This window comes from Thalassococcus lentus, from assembly GCF_028023555.1.
Lineage (GTDB): Bacteria > Pseudomonadota > Alphaproteobacteria > Rhodobacterales > Rhodobacteraceae > Thalassococcus_A > Thalassococcus_A lentus.
Genome location: NZ_JAQIOY010000001.1, coordinates 357744 through 372659, shown reverse-complemented (window position 1 = coordinate 372659; position 14916 = coordinate 357744). Strand labels below are relative to the sequence as shown.

The 14916-nt window shown below is 56.3% G+C and carries 12 protein-coding genes; 9 read left to right on the top strand and 3 right to left on the bottom strand.

All coding sequences use genetic code 11. The features are described from left to right. Positions 1-2: 2 nt before the first annotated feature. Both PFY00_RS01860 and PFY00_RS01855 read right to left on the bottom strand, forming a co-directional pair. Positions 3-557, bottom strand: coding sequence for an ActR/PrrA/RegA family redox response regulator transcription factor (locus PFY00_RS01860; protein ID WP_271430813.1), 555 nt, complete (start codon positions 555-557; stop codon positions 3-5). Between the two features lie 95 nt (positions 558-652). Further along, a complete protein-coding gene (locus PFY00_RS01855; RefSeq protein ID WP_408648441.1) occupies positions 653-1225 on the bottom strand; it encodes an SCO family protein in 573 nt (190 codons plus the stop codon). A gap of 131 nt (positions 1226-1356) precedes the next feature. Here PFY00_RS01855 and regB point away from each other — a divergent pair, with 131 nt between their 5' ends. The 8 genes from regB (at position 1357) to trxA (ending at position 13202) form a co-directional block, all read left to right on the top strand. Continuing rightward, positions 1357-2754, top strand: a complete 1398-nt coding sequence (gene regB / locus PFY00_RS01850; protein WP_271430811.1) for a sensor histidine kinase RegB — start codon at positions 1357-1359, stop codon at positions 2752-2754. A gap of 83 nt (positions 2755-2837) precedes the next feature. Continuing rightward, on the top strand, positions 2838-4334 hold the full coding sequence (locus PFY00_RS01845) for a PAS-domain containing protein (protein WP_271430810.1): 1497 nt from the start codon (positions 2838-2840) through the stop codon (positions 4332-4334). A gap of 53 nt (positions 4335-4387) precedes the next feature. Further along, a complete protein-coding gene (gene tsaE, locus PFY00_RS01840; protein WP_271430809.1) occupies positions 4388-4870 on the top strand; it encodes a tRNA (adenosine(37)-N6)-threonylcarbamoyltransferase complex ATPase subunit type 1 TsaE in 483 nt (160 codons plus the stop codon). Further along, positions 4867-5829 (top strand): aminoglycoside phosphotransferase family protein, encoded by a 963-nt coding sequence (locus PFY00_RS01835; protein ID WP_271430808.1) that lies wholly within the window; start codon positions 4867-4869, stop codon positions 5827-5829. Before tsaE ends, PFY00_RS01835 begins: the two co-directional genes overlap by 4 nt. After that, a complete protein-coding gene (locus tag PFY00_RS01830; protein WP_271430807.1) occupies positions 5814-6488 on the top strand; it encodes a nucleotidyltransferase family protein in 675 nt (224 codons plus the stop codon). Before PFY00_RS01835 ends, PFY00_RS01830 begins: the two co-directional genes overlap by 16 nt. Then, entirely contained in the window at positions 6481-9429 is a 2949-nt protein-coding gene (gene addB, locus PFY00_RS01825; RefSeq protein ID WP_271431440.1) for a double-strand break repair protein AddB, read from the top strand. The genes PFY00_RS01830 and addB overlap by 8 nt, the downstream gene beginning before the upstream one ends. Further along, positions 9426-12806 (top strand): double-strand break repair helicase AddA, encoded by a 3381-nt coding sequence (gene addA / locus PFY00_RS01820; RefSeq protein WP_271430806.1) that lies wholly within the window; start codon positions 9426-9428, stop codon positions 12804-12806. The genes addB and addA overlap by 4 nt, the downstream gene beginning before the upstream one ends. 75 nt (positions 12807-12881) lie before the next feature. Beyond that, positions 12882-13202 carry a thioredoxin gene (gene trxA / locus PFY00_RS01815; RefSeq protein WP_271430805.1) on the top strand — a complete coding sequence of 107 codons (321 nt, stop codon included), beginning with the start codon at positions 12882-12884 and terminating at the stop codon, positions 13200-13202. A 65-nt stretch (positions 13203-13267) separates the two neighbouring features. Here trxA and PFY00_RS01810 read toward each other — a convergent pair whose 3' ends face one another. Beyond that, entirely contained in the window at positions 13268-14218 is a 951-nt protein-coding gene (locus PFY00_RS01810; protein WP_271430804.1) for a phosphotransferase, read from the bottom strand. 95 nt (positions 14219-14313) lie between these two features. On the opposite strand from PFY00_RS01810, the gene hslV reads away from it, so the two are divergent. Next, positions 14314-14871, top strand: a complete 558-nt coding sequence (gene hslV / locus PFY00_RS01805; protein ID WP_271430803.1) for an ATP-dependent protease subunit HslV — start codon at positions 14314-14316, stop codon at positions 14869-14871. Positions 14872-14916: the final 45 nt, after the last annotated feature.

Sequence of the window (14916 nt, the reverse complement as noted above, 5' to 3'; positions counted from 1 at the left end):
CTTCAGCGCGGGCTGCGCTTGGCCAGAATCCGTTGCAGTGTTCTTCTGTGCATGTTCAGCCGCCTGGCGGTCTCTGAAACATTACGGTCGCAGAGTTCATAAACTCGCTGGATGTGTTCCCAGCGTACGCGATCGGCACTCATTGGATTTTCGGGCGGTGGAGGCAAATCATCTCCACGCGCCAGCAATGCGTTCATGATGTCAGTCGCATCGGCTGGCTTCGACAGATAGTCGGTGGCACCAATTTTGACCGCAGCAACAGCAGTGGCAATGGCGCCATATCCAGTGAGAACCACGATACGGCTGTCCGGGCGCTTGTCGCGAAGCACCTCAACCACGTCGAGGCCATTGCCGTCCTCCAACCGCAGATCCACCACCGCATAGGCCGGTGGACGGGCCGTAGCAATCGCGCTTCCGGCTGCAACAGACCCTGCTGTCTCTACCTCGAAGCCCCGTTTTTCCATGGCCTTGGCCAATCGCCTGAGGAACGGCTCGTCATCATCAACCAATAGCAGCGAACGGTCGTCACCCAATTCCTCGATTGCTCGATCAGCCACGCGCGCTCCTCCCGGGATTGATGCGGTTGTGAAGAAAAGTATTACCCCTAGGCTTTTGGGGGGTCAAACCATTGATTTGAGCACTGTCTGTGAACCTACATCGCATCGATAAAGCACGACACCTGATCGGCCATCTGTTCCGGCCCAACTTCTCTTCGGAAATACTGAACAAACCCTTCTTCCGGCAGAACCAGATAACTGAAGGTCGAATGATCAACGAGGTAGTACTCATCCTCGGCGGGTTGTGCCTTGTAGTAGGTTTTGTACGCCTGACTTGCGGCCTTTACCTGTTCCGGTGAACCCGTTAGCCCGATCATCTTTTCATGAAGGTTATAGGCAAAGTCACCGACCACTTCGGGCGTATCCCGTTCAGGGTCCACAGAAATAAAGACCGGGGTCGTGCTATAGCCGCGATCCGCCAGAATATCGACGGCTTCGGCATTCCGCGCAGTGTCGAGCGGGCAAACATCCGGGCAAAACGTGTAACCAAAATAAACGATGCTTGGTTCGGTGATGACGTCAGCGTCGGTAACCGTCTGGCCGTTGGCATCCAGCAACTCGAACGGCCCACCAATAGCCCCCGGCCCGCCTGCAATCGCGCCGCTTCGACAGCCCGCAAACCTGTCATCGCTGTCCGGACCCATTGTGACGTAATACATCGCCCCCATCAGAGCGAGGATGGCAACACCACCTGACGCCGCCGCAAGTTTCTGCATGTCGCACCTTTTTGACCAATTGATTGGAGTCTGCATCAGACCTAACAATTGGCTAGCCGTGCACAAGGGACGAAAAGGCGCAGATGGCACAATCGGAACTTGGATTTCTAAGCGAACAAAAGCGAAGCAACTGGATTCGTCTGCGGACGATGATCTGGCTGCGCTGGCTGGCCATTATTGGCCAGATCAGCGCAATCACGATTGCTCAGCGTCTTTACAACCTGCAACTTGAACTCGGGCTTTGCTATCTGGCGGTCGGGGTTTCCGTGGTTGGCAATCTGGTGGCCATCTTCGTATTCCCGGAAAACAAGCGCCTTTCAGAGAACGAGAACCTGCTCATGGTTCTGTTTGATCTGCTCCAGTTGTGTTTCCTGCTCTACCTGACAGGCGGATTGCACAATCCGTTTTCTTTGCTTGTGCTGGGCCCGGTAACCGTTTCCGCGGCAGTCTTGACGCTGCGGTCGACCATCATTCTGGGCGGAACAGCGTTCCTTCTGGTGACAGGGATGGTCTATTACCACATGCCGCTTAGGACCGAACAGGGTTTCATCCTGCGGATACCTGATGTGTTCGTCTTTGGCCAATGGACAGCGATCACCATCGCCCTTGTTTTCATTTCGATATACGCGCGCCGCATTTCCCGCGAGATGCATTCCATGTCCGACGCACTTGCCGCGACACAAATGGCGCTGGCTCGCGCACAGAAGCTGAATGATCTCGGTGGTGTGGTTGCCGCCGCCGCGCATGAGCTTGGCACTCCTCTGGCCACCATCAAGCTGACATCAGCCGAATTGGCCGACGATCTGGATGATCGCCCGGAGTTGCAGGAAGATGCCTTGTTGATCCGTGAACAAGCCGATCGGTGCAGCGATATCCTGCGATCCATGGGAAGGGCCGGCAAGGACGACCTGCATATGCGCCACGCTCCTCTGGTCGAAGTCATCCGAGAAGCCGCAGAGCCGCATCAGGACCGAGGCAAAGATATTTTTATCGAAGACGGTCCGGGCCCCGGCGGCGATTTCAACCAACCTCAGATTCTGCGGCGTCCAGAAGTCATACACGGTTTGCGGAATCTGGTACAAAACGCCGTTGATTTCGCCCGGGCCAATATCTGGATCGAAGCAACATGGACCGATGACCTGGTTTCAATCAGGATCTTGGACGACGGTCAGGGATTTCCGCCTCATCTGATCGGCAGAATGGGCGACCCGTTTGTCCGCAAGCGGCGAACCGAAGAAGAAAAGAAAGAACGGCCCGAATACGAGGGTATGGGTTTGGGACTGTTCATCGCAAAAACGCTTTTGGAACGAACGGGCGCCGAGCTAAGCTTTGCGAACGGCACTGACCCGTTTCTCCCAAGTCCGGAAAACAACGAGCGCCGCGGCGCCATTGTCGAAGTGGTCTGGCCCGCAAGTAAAATTCTGGCCGAGGCAGGCAAGCGCGGAGCGGTGCTGGGCGAAAACCAGAGGTTTGAAGTCTAGGACCCACTTAACCAACACGATTAAGCGGCTATTAACCTTTGTCATCGACGCTCTCCTCGAAGCGCCATTCGGGGGGATCGTTGGTGAACATATGGTTAGCATCCTTTGCCGGAATTGGGATCGGGCTGGTTGGCTTGTTCCTGATAGCGACGACCAACCGTATACAAAAAGCGTCGTTCGTCGGCCCATCAGTCAACCGACGGTCGGTGATCCTGTTGCGTGATGGATTGGTCATCCATAGCAACGAGCATGCACAGCGTTCCCTGGGTGATCTCGTGTTGCCCGGCCAAAGTTGGTGTCGGCTGAAAGACAGGCTGGCGACATTTATAGATGGTCTCCCCGATGAACTTCCGGACCAGCCTGTTGTTCTGGGCGACACTGGTGCCAAAGGCCAGCAGCTATTCCTGCGGACAGACGGCGAAACCAGAATCCTTGAGCTTGGAGACATCCATTCATCCGGCGACATTGCGGCCGCCGATACACCAGAGGATGCTTCCACAGAAGCCGTGGAAATGGCGGTCACACCCATGTGGAAAACCAATAGCGACAGCCAAATCATTTGGTCCAATGCGGCCTATAATGCTTTGATCCGCGACTGCGGCGCGGCCGGGGAACAGGCAACACAACTGTTTAACCTGCCTGTCATTGACACGAAAACGGCCCGGCAATCCCGTGCTAGTCTTGAGACCGCTGCTGGCAAAAAACATTGGTTTGAAATCACCAGCCAACCCACCGAAACCGGAACGCTTTACTATGCCAGCAACATTGATGCGCTTGTCACGGCCGAATTGGCCCAGCGCAATTTCGTGCAAACCCTGACCAAGACTTTTGCACACCTGCCCATCGGGCTTTCCGTGTTCGACAAAGATCACCGTCTGGTTCTTTTCAATCCCGCGCTCCTTGATCTGACCAGACTACCGGTCGAATTCCTGTCTGCGCGTCCCAACCTGCTCAGCTTTTTTGATCACATGCGTGAGAACCGCATGATGCCAGAGCCAAAGAACTACACCAGTTGGCGCGACCAGTTGACCAACGTTGTCAACGCCGCTCAGGATGACCGCTATTGCGAGACTTGGAACCTGCCATCCGGGTTGACCTACAAGATCACAGGCCGTCCGCATCCCGACGGTGCAATCGCTTTCCTACTGGAAGACATCAGCGCCGAGATTTCATTGACGAGACGATTTCGATCAGAACTGGAAATGACGCAATCTGTGATCGACAGTTTTGACGACGCGGTCGCCGTTTTTTCCCAGCTGGGCGTTTTGACGTTTTGCAATACGGCATACCGAACCCTGTGGGATTGCGAGCCGGACAGCGCCTTTGCCGAAATGACAATTGTCGACGCAACACAGGCATGGTCGAAAGCCTGCGTGCCCACACCCGTATGGCCGGAAATACGTGAATTCGTTTTGACGCTACGGGATCGCGCTGCTTGGGATACCGGGCTTGATCTGCGCCAAGGTGGGAGCCTCTTTTGCTCTGTCGAGCCAGTCGCAGCTGGATCGACCCTAGTTCGTTTTTCCAAGATGACCGCAGCAAGCGCGGTTCCGGCAGCAACGATGGACACCACGGAGTAGTCAGGGATTGATCTGCACTTGCGGCTGACTGCCCGCCCGGTATCCTTGCGCCTATGACAAGCCGATCAACCTCCCTGACAACAAATGGACCGGAAAAAACTGCCGAGATCGCAGTGCGGATCGGCGCAACGCTCCGGAGTGGAGACGTGTTGCTTTTGTCTGGCGGTATCGGCGCCGGAAAATCGCATTTTGCCCGTCGTTTGATCCAGTCTTTGCAAGACGTCCCCGAAGATGTCCCATCACCTACGTTTACATTGGTTCAGGAGTACGAAACCCAAAAAGGCATGCTGTGGCACGCTGACCTGTACCGCCTATCCGATCCGGACGAAGTGGCCGAACTTGGACTACTGGACGCAATGCAGGATGCGATTTGTCTGATCGAATGGCCGAACCGTTTGGAGGACATGACGCCCGAAAATGCACTGTCGGTCAATTTCGAAACTCATGCCCCGCCCCGATCCGAACATGAGCGAACATTGACGTTCACTTGGTCAAACATTCGTTGGGACACCGTCTGTGCGGAGCTGAGGGCATGAATTCGTTTCTGGTCAATGCCGGGTGGGGCGATGCGGAGCACCACCCATTGCAGGGAGATGCGTCAACGCGCCGGTACACTCGTCTACGAATGAACGGTCAAACCGCGATGCTGATGCAAGACCCTGACGGCGATGTGTCACTGTTTGCTCGTCTTTCACGGCATCTTAAGTCTCTGGGACTCAGTGCGCCGGAAATCTACGCAGAAGACCCAGAAGCAGGGCTACTGCTGATTGAAGATTTTGGTGACAGTCTGATCGCAAAGCTGGCCATTGATGACCACACGGAACGTGCATTGTATCTGACGGCCACGGACGCATTGATAGAACTGCATCGCCATGAGCCGCCCTCCGATTTGCCGGTCGCCGATGCGCGGACTCTGGCAAACATGACCGACCTGGCTTTTGTCCACTACGCTGATCAAAAGCATGTGGCGGCCAAAGTTGCCGCAGCTTTTCAACCGATCCTCGAAGCCCATGCCACGCCAACCGATGTGATGATCCTGCGCGACTACCATGCGGAAAACATCCTCGATCTGGACACTCGCGACGGACCGGCGCGCGCCGGGCTATTGGACTTTCAGGACGCATTGCAGGGGCACAGGGCTTACGATCTGATTTCTTTGCTCGAAGACGCCAGACGGGATTTGTTTCCGGGCACCAAAGACGCCTGCATCAGTCACTATATCACCACAACTGGGCTGAATTCCGATCAGTTTAATACGTCGTTGAGTGTACTTGGAGCACAACGAAACCTGCGAATTCTGGGTGTTTTCGCTCGCCTTGCGAAAACCCGTGGGAAGCCCGGGTATATTGATCTGATCCCGCGTGTTTGGGGACACCTCAAAAACGACCTCAAACATCCTGCGCTGGCCCATGTTGCACCACTGATCCTGGATGCTCTTCCAGAGCCAACTGGCGATCATCTTGAAAGGCTGAAAACCGCATGCCCGATGCAGTAATGCTCTTTGCCGCCGGTTTTGGCACCCGGATGGGTGATCTGACGAAACGCCGCCCAAAACCGCTGGTTCCCGTCGCAGGCAAAACACTGCTGGATCATGCATTAGAGCTTACGGAAGGTATTCCAAACAGGGTGGTAAACGCTCACTACTACGCCGATCAAATTGTGGATCATCTGGCGGGTTCCGGAATTGCTGTGTCTGTTGAAGAGCCGAACATCCTCGACACGGGTGGAGGATTGCGTAAGGCGCTGCCCCTGCTGAACACGTCGCCGGTCTATACGCTGAACACGGATGCTGTTTGGTCCGGCGACGCACCTCTGGGCCTATTGCGTGACGCTTGGCGCCCTGACGCCATGGATGCTCTGTTGCTGTGTGTTCCGGTAGAACGGGCGATTGGACGAAAAGGCGGCGGAGACTTCAGTCTAACGCCAGAGGGCCGCCTCACTCGGAAAGGCGATCTGGTCTACACCGGGGCGCAAATCATCAAGACCGATCTACTGCATGAGGTCAAAGAAGAGGCTTTTTCTCTGAACGTCCTTTGGAATCGAATGGCCGAATCCGGGCGGCTACATGGTCTGCAATATGCGGGCAATTGGTGTGACGTTGGTCATCCAGAGGGTATCAGTCTGGCAGAAGAGATGTTGGCCAATGATGTTTGACGAAGCAGAGCCGCGCCTGTTCGGACTACCCCCCGGGGCTGACTTCGCGGAACAACTCGTGGCCGGGCTGCGACAACGTCTCGCTGGTCCGCCTGAGGAGATTGCAAAGATCGAGTTGTTTGTGAACACAACCCGAATGGCACGCCGCTTGAGAACGGTTTTTGACGCCGGCGAACACACCTTCCTTCCCAAGATCAAGCTCGTGACCAATCTTGCGGATCCTTTGCTGCGCGCAAAATTGCCCTGCACGGTCCCGCCATTGCGTCGTCGTTTGGAGCTGACCCAACTGGTTTCACGGCTTTTGGACGCCGAAAAAGAGCTGGCGCCACGCAGTGCGCTTTTTGATCTGTCCGACAGCCTTGCATCGCTTATGGAAGAGATGCAGGGTGAAGGTGTTCTGCCGGAAACCGTGGCCAACCTCGACGTTTCGGATCAGTCCGGCCATTGGGCCCGTGCACTGCAGTTCATTAAGATCGTTCAGCCCTTTTTCGACCCGGAATCAGAGCCTGATTCAGCAGGATTTAATAGAATTGCCCTTCGGGCCAAACTCGAGAGCTGGCAACAGAATCCGCCTCAAAACCCAATTATCATTGCGGGATCAACTGGGTCACGCGGCACCACGGCTGAATTGATGCGCGCGGTTACGCAGTTGCCACAAGGAGCAGTGATCTTGCCCGGGTTCGATTTCGATATGCCACAAACCGTTTGGGATCGGTTGGCGCTGTCGTCTGATCAGGGCAGCCTCGCGGCTGAAGATCATCCGCAATATCGCTTTGCGCGCATGATGGCTGATCTGGACTATCGTGTCTCGCGGGTTGGTCATTGGGCGAATGACCCGGCCCCCAGCCCAGCGCGCAACGCGGTAGTATCCTTGGCCTTAAGGCCGGCACCCGTCACCCATCAATGGCGCAGCGAGGGACCAAACCTTCCCAGCCTACCCGACGCAATGAACGACGTTACATTGCTCGAGGCGCGCAGTCCGCGCGAAGAAGCCATCGCAATTGCCCTGCGGCTACGTGAGGCCGCGGAAAAGGGAACTCGGGCCGCGCTGATTACTCCGGATCGTATGTTGACCCGACAGGTGACATCGGCTCTGGATCGCTGGGATATTCTGCCAGACGACAGCGCCGGAACGCCTGCGCAACTCAGCCCCCCGGGGCGTCTGTTGCGCCACGTGGCTGAACTCTTTTCAGGCCCTTTGACAGCCGAAGCGCTTTTGACACTGCTCAAGCATCCGCTGACCCACACTGGCGCGGAACGCGGGCCCCATCGGTTAAACTCGTCCAATCTCGAACTACACATCCGCAGAAAAGGATGGCCTTACCCCGACGCCGATCTGATCCGTGCCTGGGGGCAGGCGCGCAATTGTCCTGACTGGGCAAATTGGGTGGCCAAGACCTTCTCGGACAATTCGGTCGAAGGACAAAGATCACTGGCGGATTGGGTCAAGCAGCATATTGCACTGGCCAGTGCAATCGTGGCGGGATCATCCAGTGATGACGCAGGTGCGCTTTGGGCGGAAAACGCCGGTCGCGTTGTAAAGGCCGTCGTTCAAAACCTCGAGGCCGAAGCCGGTTACGGCGCAGATATGTCTGCAATGGACTACGCCAGTCTGTTTGGCGCAATCCTGTCCCAGTCAGATGTTCGGGATCGCGATGCGCCGCATCCGAATATTCTGATTTGGGGCACGCTCGAAGCCCGAGTCATGGATGCAGATCTCTTGATCCTTGCGGGGCTGAACGAAGGCAGCTGGCCCGAGATGCCCGGTGCTGATCCTTGGCTGAACAGAAAAATGCGGTCAGATGCGGGTCTATTATTGCCTGAAAGGCGCATTGGCCTTTCTGCGCACGACTTTCAGCAGGCCGCCGCCGCACCCGAAGTCTGGCTGACGCGGGCGGTAAAATCGGATGATGCGGAAACCGTGCCGTCGCGGTGGGTCAATCGGTTGATGAATCTCATGGCTGGCCTGCCTGCACAACAGGGCCCGGACGCTCTTGGGCAAATGAAGGATCGCGGTGCCCATTGGCTTGCACTGGCGCGCGTCGCGGAAACTCCTATCGAAACCAGCCCCGAGCCGCGGCCCTCACCCGCGCCGCCCGTAGATTCACGTCCGCGGCAACTATCCGTCACGGCCATCAAGAGGCTGGTTCGGGACCCCTACGATATCTACGCGAGCAAAGTGCTGCGCCTGCGCGAGCTGGATCCGCTGATGCGCGCACCGGATGCCCTGATGCGGGGCATCATGCTGCATGACACCATCGAGGCATTCCTGCGCGAGTCGATGGCTGATCCAAACCGGCTTACCCCGGAAAGTTTCATGGAGGTATCAGAGCGAATTATCGGCGATCCCGGAAAGGTGCCGTTTCCGACCACAAGAGCCTTGTGGCTTGCCCGCATGCAAAAGGTTGCGGACTGGTTTGTTCAGTCTGAAAAAGACCGCCAATTCCATGCAACGCCACACCCGGACAATTTCGAGGTCAAAGGCGCAGTCCAGCTTCCCTTGCTTGGTTTTACATTGACCGCTCAGGCCGATCGGATCGACATCGACGAACGCGGAGGGGCCTATATCTACGACTACAAGACAGGCAAGGCTTCGAGTGAACAACAGCAGATCCATTTTGATCGCCAGCTGCTGCTTGAGGCGGCCATGGTGCTGGAAGGTGGGTTTCCCGGCGTAAGCCCACGCCACATCGAAGCCGCCAAATTTGTTTCTTTGAAGCCAAGCGATCCCAAACAAGTCGAGGCGCCTTTGGAGCAGTGCCCACCGCAGGAAACGTGGCAAGAGTTCACGAGACTGATCACGGCCTATCTGTCCGCAGAACAGGGATTCACCGCGCGCCGCGCCTTGCTCAAGGATGATGATCGCGCCAACTACGATCACCTGTCCCGGTTCGGGGAGTGGGACGTGACGGATGCGCCGAAAAAGGTTGTGTTGAAATGATCCGGGACGAAGCAACACAGGCACAGGTTCGTGCAGCAGAACCGGGCGCCTCAACCTGGCTGGCTGCCAATGCCGGATCGGGCAAAACACGGGTTTTGACAGATCGGGTTGCACGACTGCTTCTGGACGGTGTGCAGCCAGAACACATCCTGTGTTTGACCTACACCAAGGCCGCCGCGACAGAGATGCAGAACCGCCTGTTCAAACGGCTTGGTGCTTGGGCAATGCTGGACAGCGACGCCCTGCGCGACGAGTTGCGCCAACTTGGCGCTGACGCTGATCTATCGGACGAATTTCTTCAACAAGCCCGCACCCTGTTTGCCCGCGCAATCGAAGCACCGGGTGGATTACGTATTCAAACCATCCACTCATTTTGTGCTGCCCTTTTGCGACGGTTCCCGCTCGAGGCGGGCGTCAGCCCACAGTTCACAGAAATGGAAGACCGTGCAGCCGATCTGCTGCGTGCCGAAATCCTCGATCAGATCGCTGATGGGCCGCAATCGAGACTGGTTCGCGGCATCGCGCCTTTCGTTGTCGAGGAGAATGTGGACGACCTGCTGCGCGCCATCACGAAACATGGTGATGACTTTGTCCCCGGTCGAACCCGACAGGAAATTCGGTCTGCCTATGGAATCCAACCCGGCGTGGACGAACAAAGCCTGATCGCTGATCTTTTTTTCGAAGATACCGTCTCTTTCGTGCAAGACGTGGCTGAGCTTTGCCTCGCTCACGGATCAGCGAACGACCTTAAATTCGGAGCCGCGTTGAAACCGGTGAAAGGCAACGACAAGCCCAGCTTTGACGCGCTGTTCGATGCCATAACGACGCAAAAGAATGAGCTGCGCAAAAAGTTCTTTAACAAGGGTCTGGCCGAAGGCCCGATGGCTGTGCATCTGCCCCGATTTGCAACGCTGACTGAACAGGTCATGGCCCTTCATCAAAAAATGCTGGCGTTGGTCGCGGCTGACCGTGAACTGGCGCTATACGAATTTGGTCGCGTGTTTGTTCCAGCCTATGAGGCGGCCAAGCAAGCGCGCGGCTGGCTGGACTTTGATGATTTGATCACCCGGGCACGAGATCTGCTTTCTGATTCAAACGTCGCCGAGTGGGTTCTCTACCGATTGGATGGCGGCATCGATCATATTCTGGTGGACGAAGCCCAAGACACATCCCCGGTGCAATGGAAGGTCATCGAACGTCTGGCCCAAGAGTTCACCGCTGGGATTGGCGCGCGCGCCAATGTCTCCCGGACGATCTTTGTGGTCGGAGACAAAAAGCAATCAATCTATTCCTTTCAAGGGGCCGACCCAAACGAGTTCGACCGCATGCGCAACGAATTCGCGGAACGTCTGAAAGACACCAACGCACCACTCCAAAGCCTCGCATTGAAATACAGCTTCCGGTCGGCTGAACCAATCCTGCGGGTCGTTGACAACACCTTTGCCGGCGCTCAGCCATCCGGTTTCGAGCCAGATCAAACACACGCGGCGTTTAAATCCGAAATGCCTGGACGGGTTGATCTTTGGCCGCTGGTTGACAACGCCCCCCGCGAAACTGACGGCGACTGGTACGATCCGATTGATCGGCTGGGCAGCCAACATCACACCGTCATACTGGCAAAACGCGTCGCTCATTTCGTTGCGCAAACGATCGGCACACCCATTCCGGTGGAAATCGGAAACACGGGCACCTATCAAACACGGCCCGCGCATGCCGGTGACTTCCTCATTCTTGTTCGCGGACGCCAACGCCTGTTCAGCGAAATCATTAGAGCCTGCAAACAATCGGAAATTCCGATTGCCGGGGCTGACCGCCTGAAGGTGACTGCTGAACTGGCGGTTCAGGACATTGTTGCGCTGTTGCAATTCCTGGCCACGCAGGAAGATGACCTCTCTCTTGCAACAGCGCTGCGATCACCCCTCTTTGGTCTGTCTGAACAGGATCTGTTCGATCTCGCGCACCGGCGTGGCGAAGCCTATCTTTGGGAGTATCTACGAGAGCAAAGGGCAAATTACGCAGAAACAGTCTCTGTCTTAGAGGATCTTCGCGACAATACGGATTTCCTGCGGCCTTTCGATTTGATTGATCGCATCCTTACCCGACATTCGGGCCGTCGCCGTCTGATCGGACGTCTTGGCAACGAAGCCGAGGACGGGATCAACGCATTGCTTGGTCAGGCCCTTTCATACGAACAGAGCGACGTGCCATCTCTGACAGGCTTTTTGCAATGGGTGCAGGCGGATGATCTTCAGATAAAACGCGCCGCCGAGGGTGCCGGGCGTACGCTGCGCGTCATGACTGTGCATGGCGCCAAAGGGCTGGAAGCCCCAATTGTGATCATGCCCGATTGCGTGAACGTAAAGAACGATATCCGAAGCGAGCTGTTGAAGGACAACGAAGGGCTCGTCTGGAAACAGCCCGGAAAACTCCAGCCGGATAGACAAATCGAGGTGCTTGAAGACGCGAAGACAAGGCAAGCACAGGAACGTGACAGATTGCTTTATGTCGGGCTGACGCGAGCGGAAAAATGGCTGGTTGTGGCCGGTGCTGGTAGTCCGGGAACAAGTGGAAATACCTGGTACGAGAAAGTCCAACGCGGGATGGATGGGGCGGGCGCAATTCCGCAAAAGTTTGATTTGGGTGAGCCTGATCTGACAGATGGGTTGAGGGTCGGAAACGACTGGGATCACTTGCCCTTCGTTCAAGAGAAAATTGTCCCGGACACGGCCCCCCATTTGGATGCCTATCTGTTGGAACCAGCCAAGCCAGCCGATCCTTTTCCCGAAACCAAATCACCCTCAGACCTTGGGGGAGCAAAGGCTCTGCCAGGTGCCGAAGGTGATTCCGAAGAAGTCGCAAAGCTTCGGGGCAGCGCGCTGCACCAGATGTTGGAGTTGCTCGCGGCGATACCAGAGAGCGAAAGGCAAGAGGCTGCAGATGCCCTGATGGCCCATCAAAACACCGACATTGATCTGGAACCCATTTTCGATCTCTTGCCAAAGATTCGAACCGAAGCGTTGAACGTTCTGTCCAATCCCGATCTGGCGTCGCTGCACGGGCCTGAATCCTTGGCTGAAGTCTCTATTTCGGCCAAAGTCGCTGGTATCGGTCGTCTACATGGCATCATCGATCGGCTGATCGTGACACCGGAAAAAGTCACGGCAATCGACTACAAATCAAACCGGGTGATCCCAGATGACAGCGTAAAGACGCCCGAAGGTCTGCTGCGGCAGATGGGTGCCTATGAAGCTATGCTGTCCCAGCTCTATCCTGACCATCAGATTGAGGTGGGTCTGATCTGGACCGCAAAACCGGTCTACATGCCATTGTCGCACGATCTTGTGAGCAATGCCCTGCAACGTGCCACAACATCTTGACGTCGACACCCTGCGCTCATACCTTCCCTGACCTGAAACGCAGCGCGACTCCCACCTGATCCCAAGGAGACTGACATGGCCACTGTTGCCGTCACCGACGATACCTTCGATGCCGAAGTAAAGAATTCCGATATCCCCGTTGTGGTGGATTTCTGGGCCGAATGGTGTGGCCCCTGCAAACAGATCGGCCCCGCTCTGGAAGAGCTGTCCGCCGAAATGGATGGCAAGGTCAAAATCGTGAAGGTCGATGTAGACAGCAACCCCAACTCGGCTGCTGCCATGGGCGTTCGCGGCATTCCGGCGCTGTTCATCTTTAAGGATGGCGCGCCAATTTCGAACCGCGCCGGCGCAGCACCAAAGGCAGCTCTGCAAAGCTGGATTGAAGAAACAATCTGATCACTGGCTGATCAGCTGATACACGACGCCCCGCCAAATAGGTGGGGCGTTCTTTTTTCAGGTGTCTAAACCGCCGGAAATATCCGTGGGTACAGGCTCTGAATGCCTTGCCATCGACGAAACTGTGCCATGCTCAAACGGTCGATATCGGCGGGTAAACCCCACCATTCTGCCAGAAACCGGTGACGCATGAGCAGTTGCACCGATGGGTCTTCTGGGCCGACCAGCGTGTATCCTGCAAAAAACGCATCCATCAGTGGACTGGGCAACACCTGTCCTGGCGGAACTGTCGCGTGGTCAGCCCGCAGAATGGCCACATCCGCCAGAAGTCTGCCGATATCATGGCCCACCGGAACCGGATTGCCACCGCGAAAGTCAATTCCGGTTACGACCTCACCCATGATCAGATTGCGCATGTGCAGGTCACCATGCGGGGTGGCGGCCTGTGTGACCCGGCCCTCAAAAACAGGTTGCCGATCGATCAACGCAGCCGCGCATTGTTCGAACTGTGATCGGTCCAGCACAGTCCGGATGCCTTGATTGATCTCCGTCAGGATCTGCCGAAGATAGTTTATCGTATATTTGGGCTGAAACACCCTTGGTTCAGCCAAGCCTGTTCTATGAAACCGGTCGAGCCACTGTCCGGCCTGCTGAAGCTTTTCCTCGGGTTTGCCGTTCTGAATGGCGACTGCCAATGGCAGGCCGCCAGCGAAATCCATGACGCAGGCCTGTCTTTCCAGATCGATCGCATGAACCGCCGGAACGCCAGTTTCAAATACCTCCGCGGCCTGAATCTGGACATGTATGGATTTGGCAAAATCTTCTGTGGCAATGGGCGACTTCTGCCATTTCAGCACAAGCCTCTGGTCCGCTTTGTTCAAACTGAGAACCACCATTTGCACACGGCTGTCAGATCTTTTTGCAATGACTTTTGCAGTCCAGCTGCCGGGGTCTTCTCCCATTTGAGATGCCAATTCGGGCCAAAGGCCCATGGCTTCGGTCGCGAGTGCGTCCATTCCCTTTCCCCGCCAATAACGCTATGCGATCAATGCACTGCCTTGCCGGGGGAAAGTCCAGCCCCCATATGGGCACGAACAAGGATGGAGACCCCATGGCTGACAATGAATTTCCCGGTTGGCACGGCACAACGATTATCGGCGTTCGCAAAGGTGGCGAAGTCGTTATTGCTGGTGACGGGCAGGTTTCTCTGGGCCAGACGGTCATTAAAGGAACAGCGCGAAAGGTTCGCAGGCTGTCCCCGGGTGGTTATGACGTGGTTTGTGGGTTCGCGGGTTCGACCGCCGATGCTTTTACCCTGCTTGAGCGGCTCGAAGCAAAACTGGAGGCAACTCCCGGCCAATTGCAGCGGGCAAGTGTTGAATTGGCCAAGGACTGGCGCACAGACAAATACCTGCAAAAGCTCGAAGCCATGTTGATTGTGACGGACGGGACCGACTTGTTGGTTATCACCGGCGCGGGCGACGTTCTGGAGCCGGAGCACGATGTGACAGCCATTGGGTCAGGCGGGAACTTCGCGCTCGCCGCGGCGAGAGGCATGATGGAATCAGACAAGAGCGCCGAAGAGATCGCGCGGTCTGCCATGGCGATTGCTGCCGACATTTGTGTTTACACCAATGGAAATCTAACCGTCGAGAAAATCGGCGGCTAAGCTAATTCAATGCCTGGCCGAATGAACAAAGAAATTCGGCCACCG

Bases quoted from the DNA above. Each gene is read 5' to 3' on its own strand.
- PFY00_RS01855 (WP_408648441.1), bottom strand. From the start codon at position 1,225: ATGGGGGCGATGTATTACGTCACAATGGGTCCGGACAGCGATGACAGG.
- regB (WP_271430811.1), top strand. From the start codon at position 1,357: ATGGCACAATCGGAACTTGGATTTCTAAGCGAACAAAAGCGAAGCAAC.
- tsaE (WP_271430809.1), top strand. From the start codon at position 4,388: ATGACAAGCCGATCAACCTCCCTGACAACAAATGGACCGGAAAAAACT.
- trxA (WP_271430805.1), top strand. From the start codon at position 12,882: ATGGCCACTGTTGCCGTCACCGACGATACCTTCGATGCCGAAGTAAAG.
- hslV (WP_271430803.1), top strand. From the start codon at position 14,314: ATGGCTGACAATGAATTTCCCGGTTGGCACGGCACAACGATTATCGGC.
- PFY00_RS01830 (WP_271430807.1), top strand. From the start codon at position 5,814: ATGCCCGATGCAGTAATGCTCTTTGCCGCCGGTTTTGGCACCCGGATG.
- addA (WP_271430806.1), top strand. From the start codon at position 9,426: ATGATCCGGGACGAAGCAACACAGGCACAGGTTCGTGCAGCAGAACCG.
- addB (WP_271431440.1), top strand. From the start codon at position 6,481: ATGTTTGACGAAGCAGAGCCGCGCCTGTTCGGACTACCCCCCGGGGCT.
- PFY00_RS01810 (WP_271430804.1), bottom strand. From the start codon at position 14,218: ATGGACGCACTCGCGACCGAAGCCATGGGCCTTTGGCCCGAATTGGCA.
- PFY00_RS01835 (WP_271430808.1), top strand. From the start codon at position 4,867: ATGAATTCGTTTCTGGTCAATGCCGGGTGGGGCGATGCGGAGCACCAC.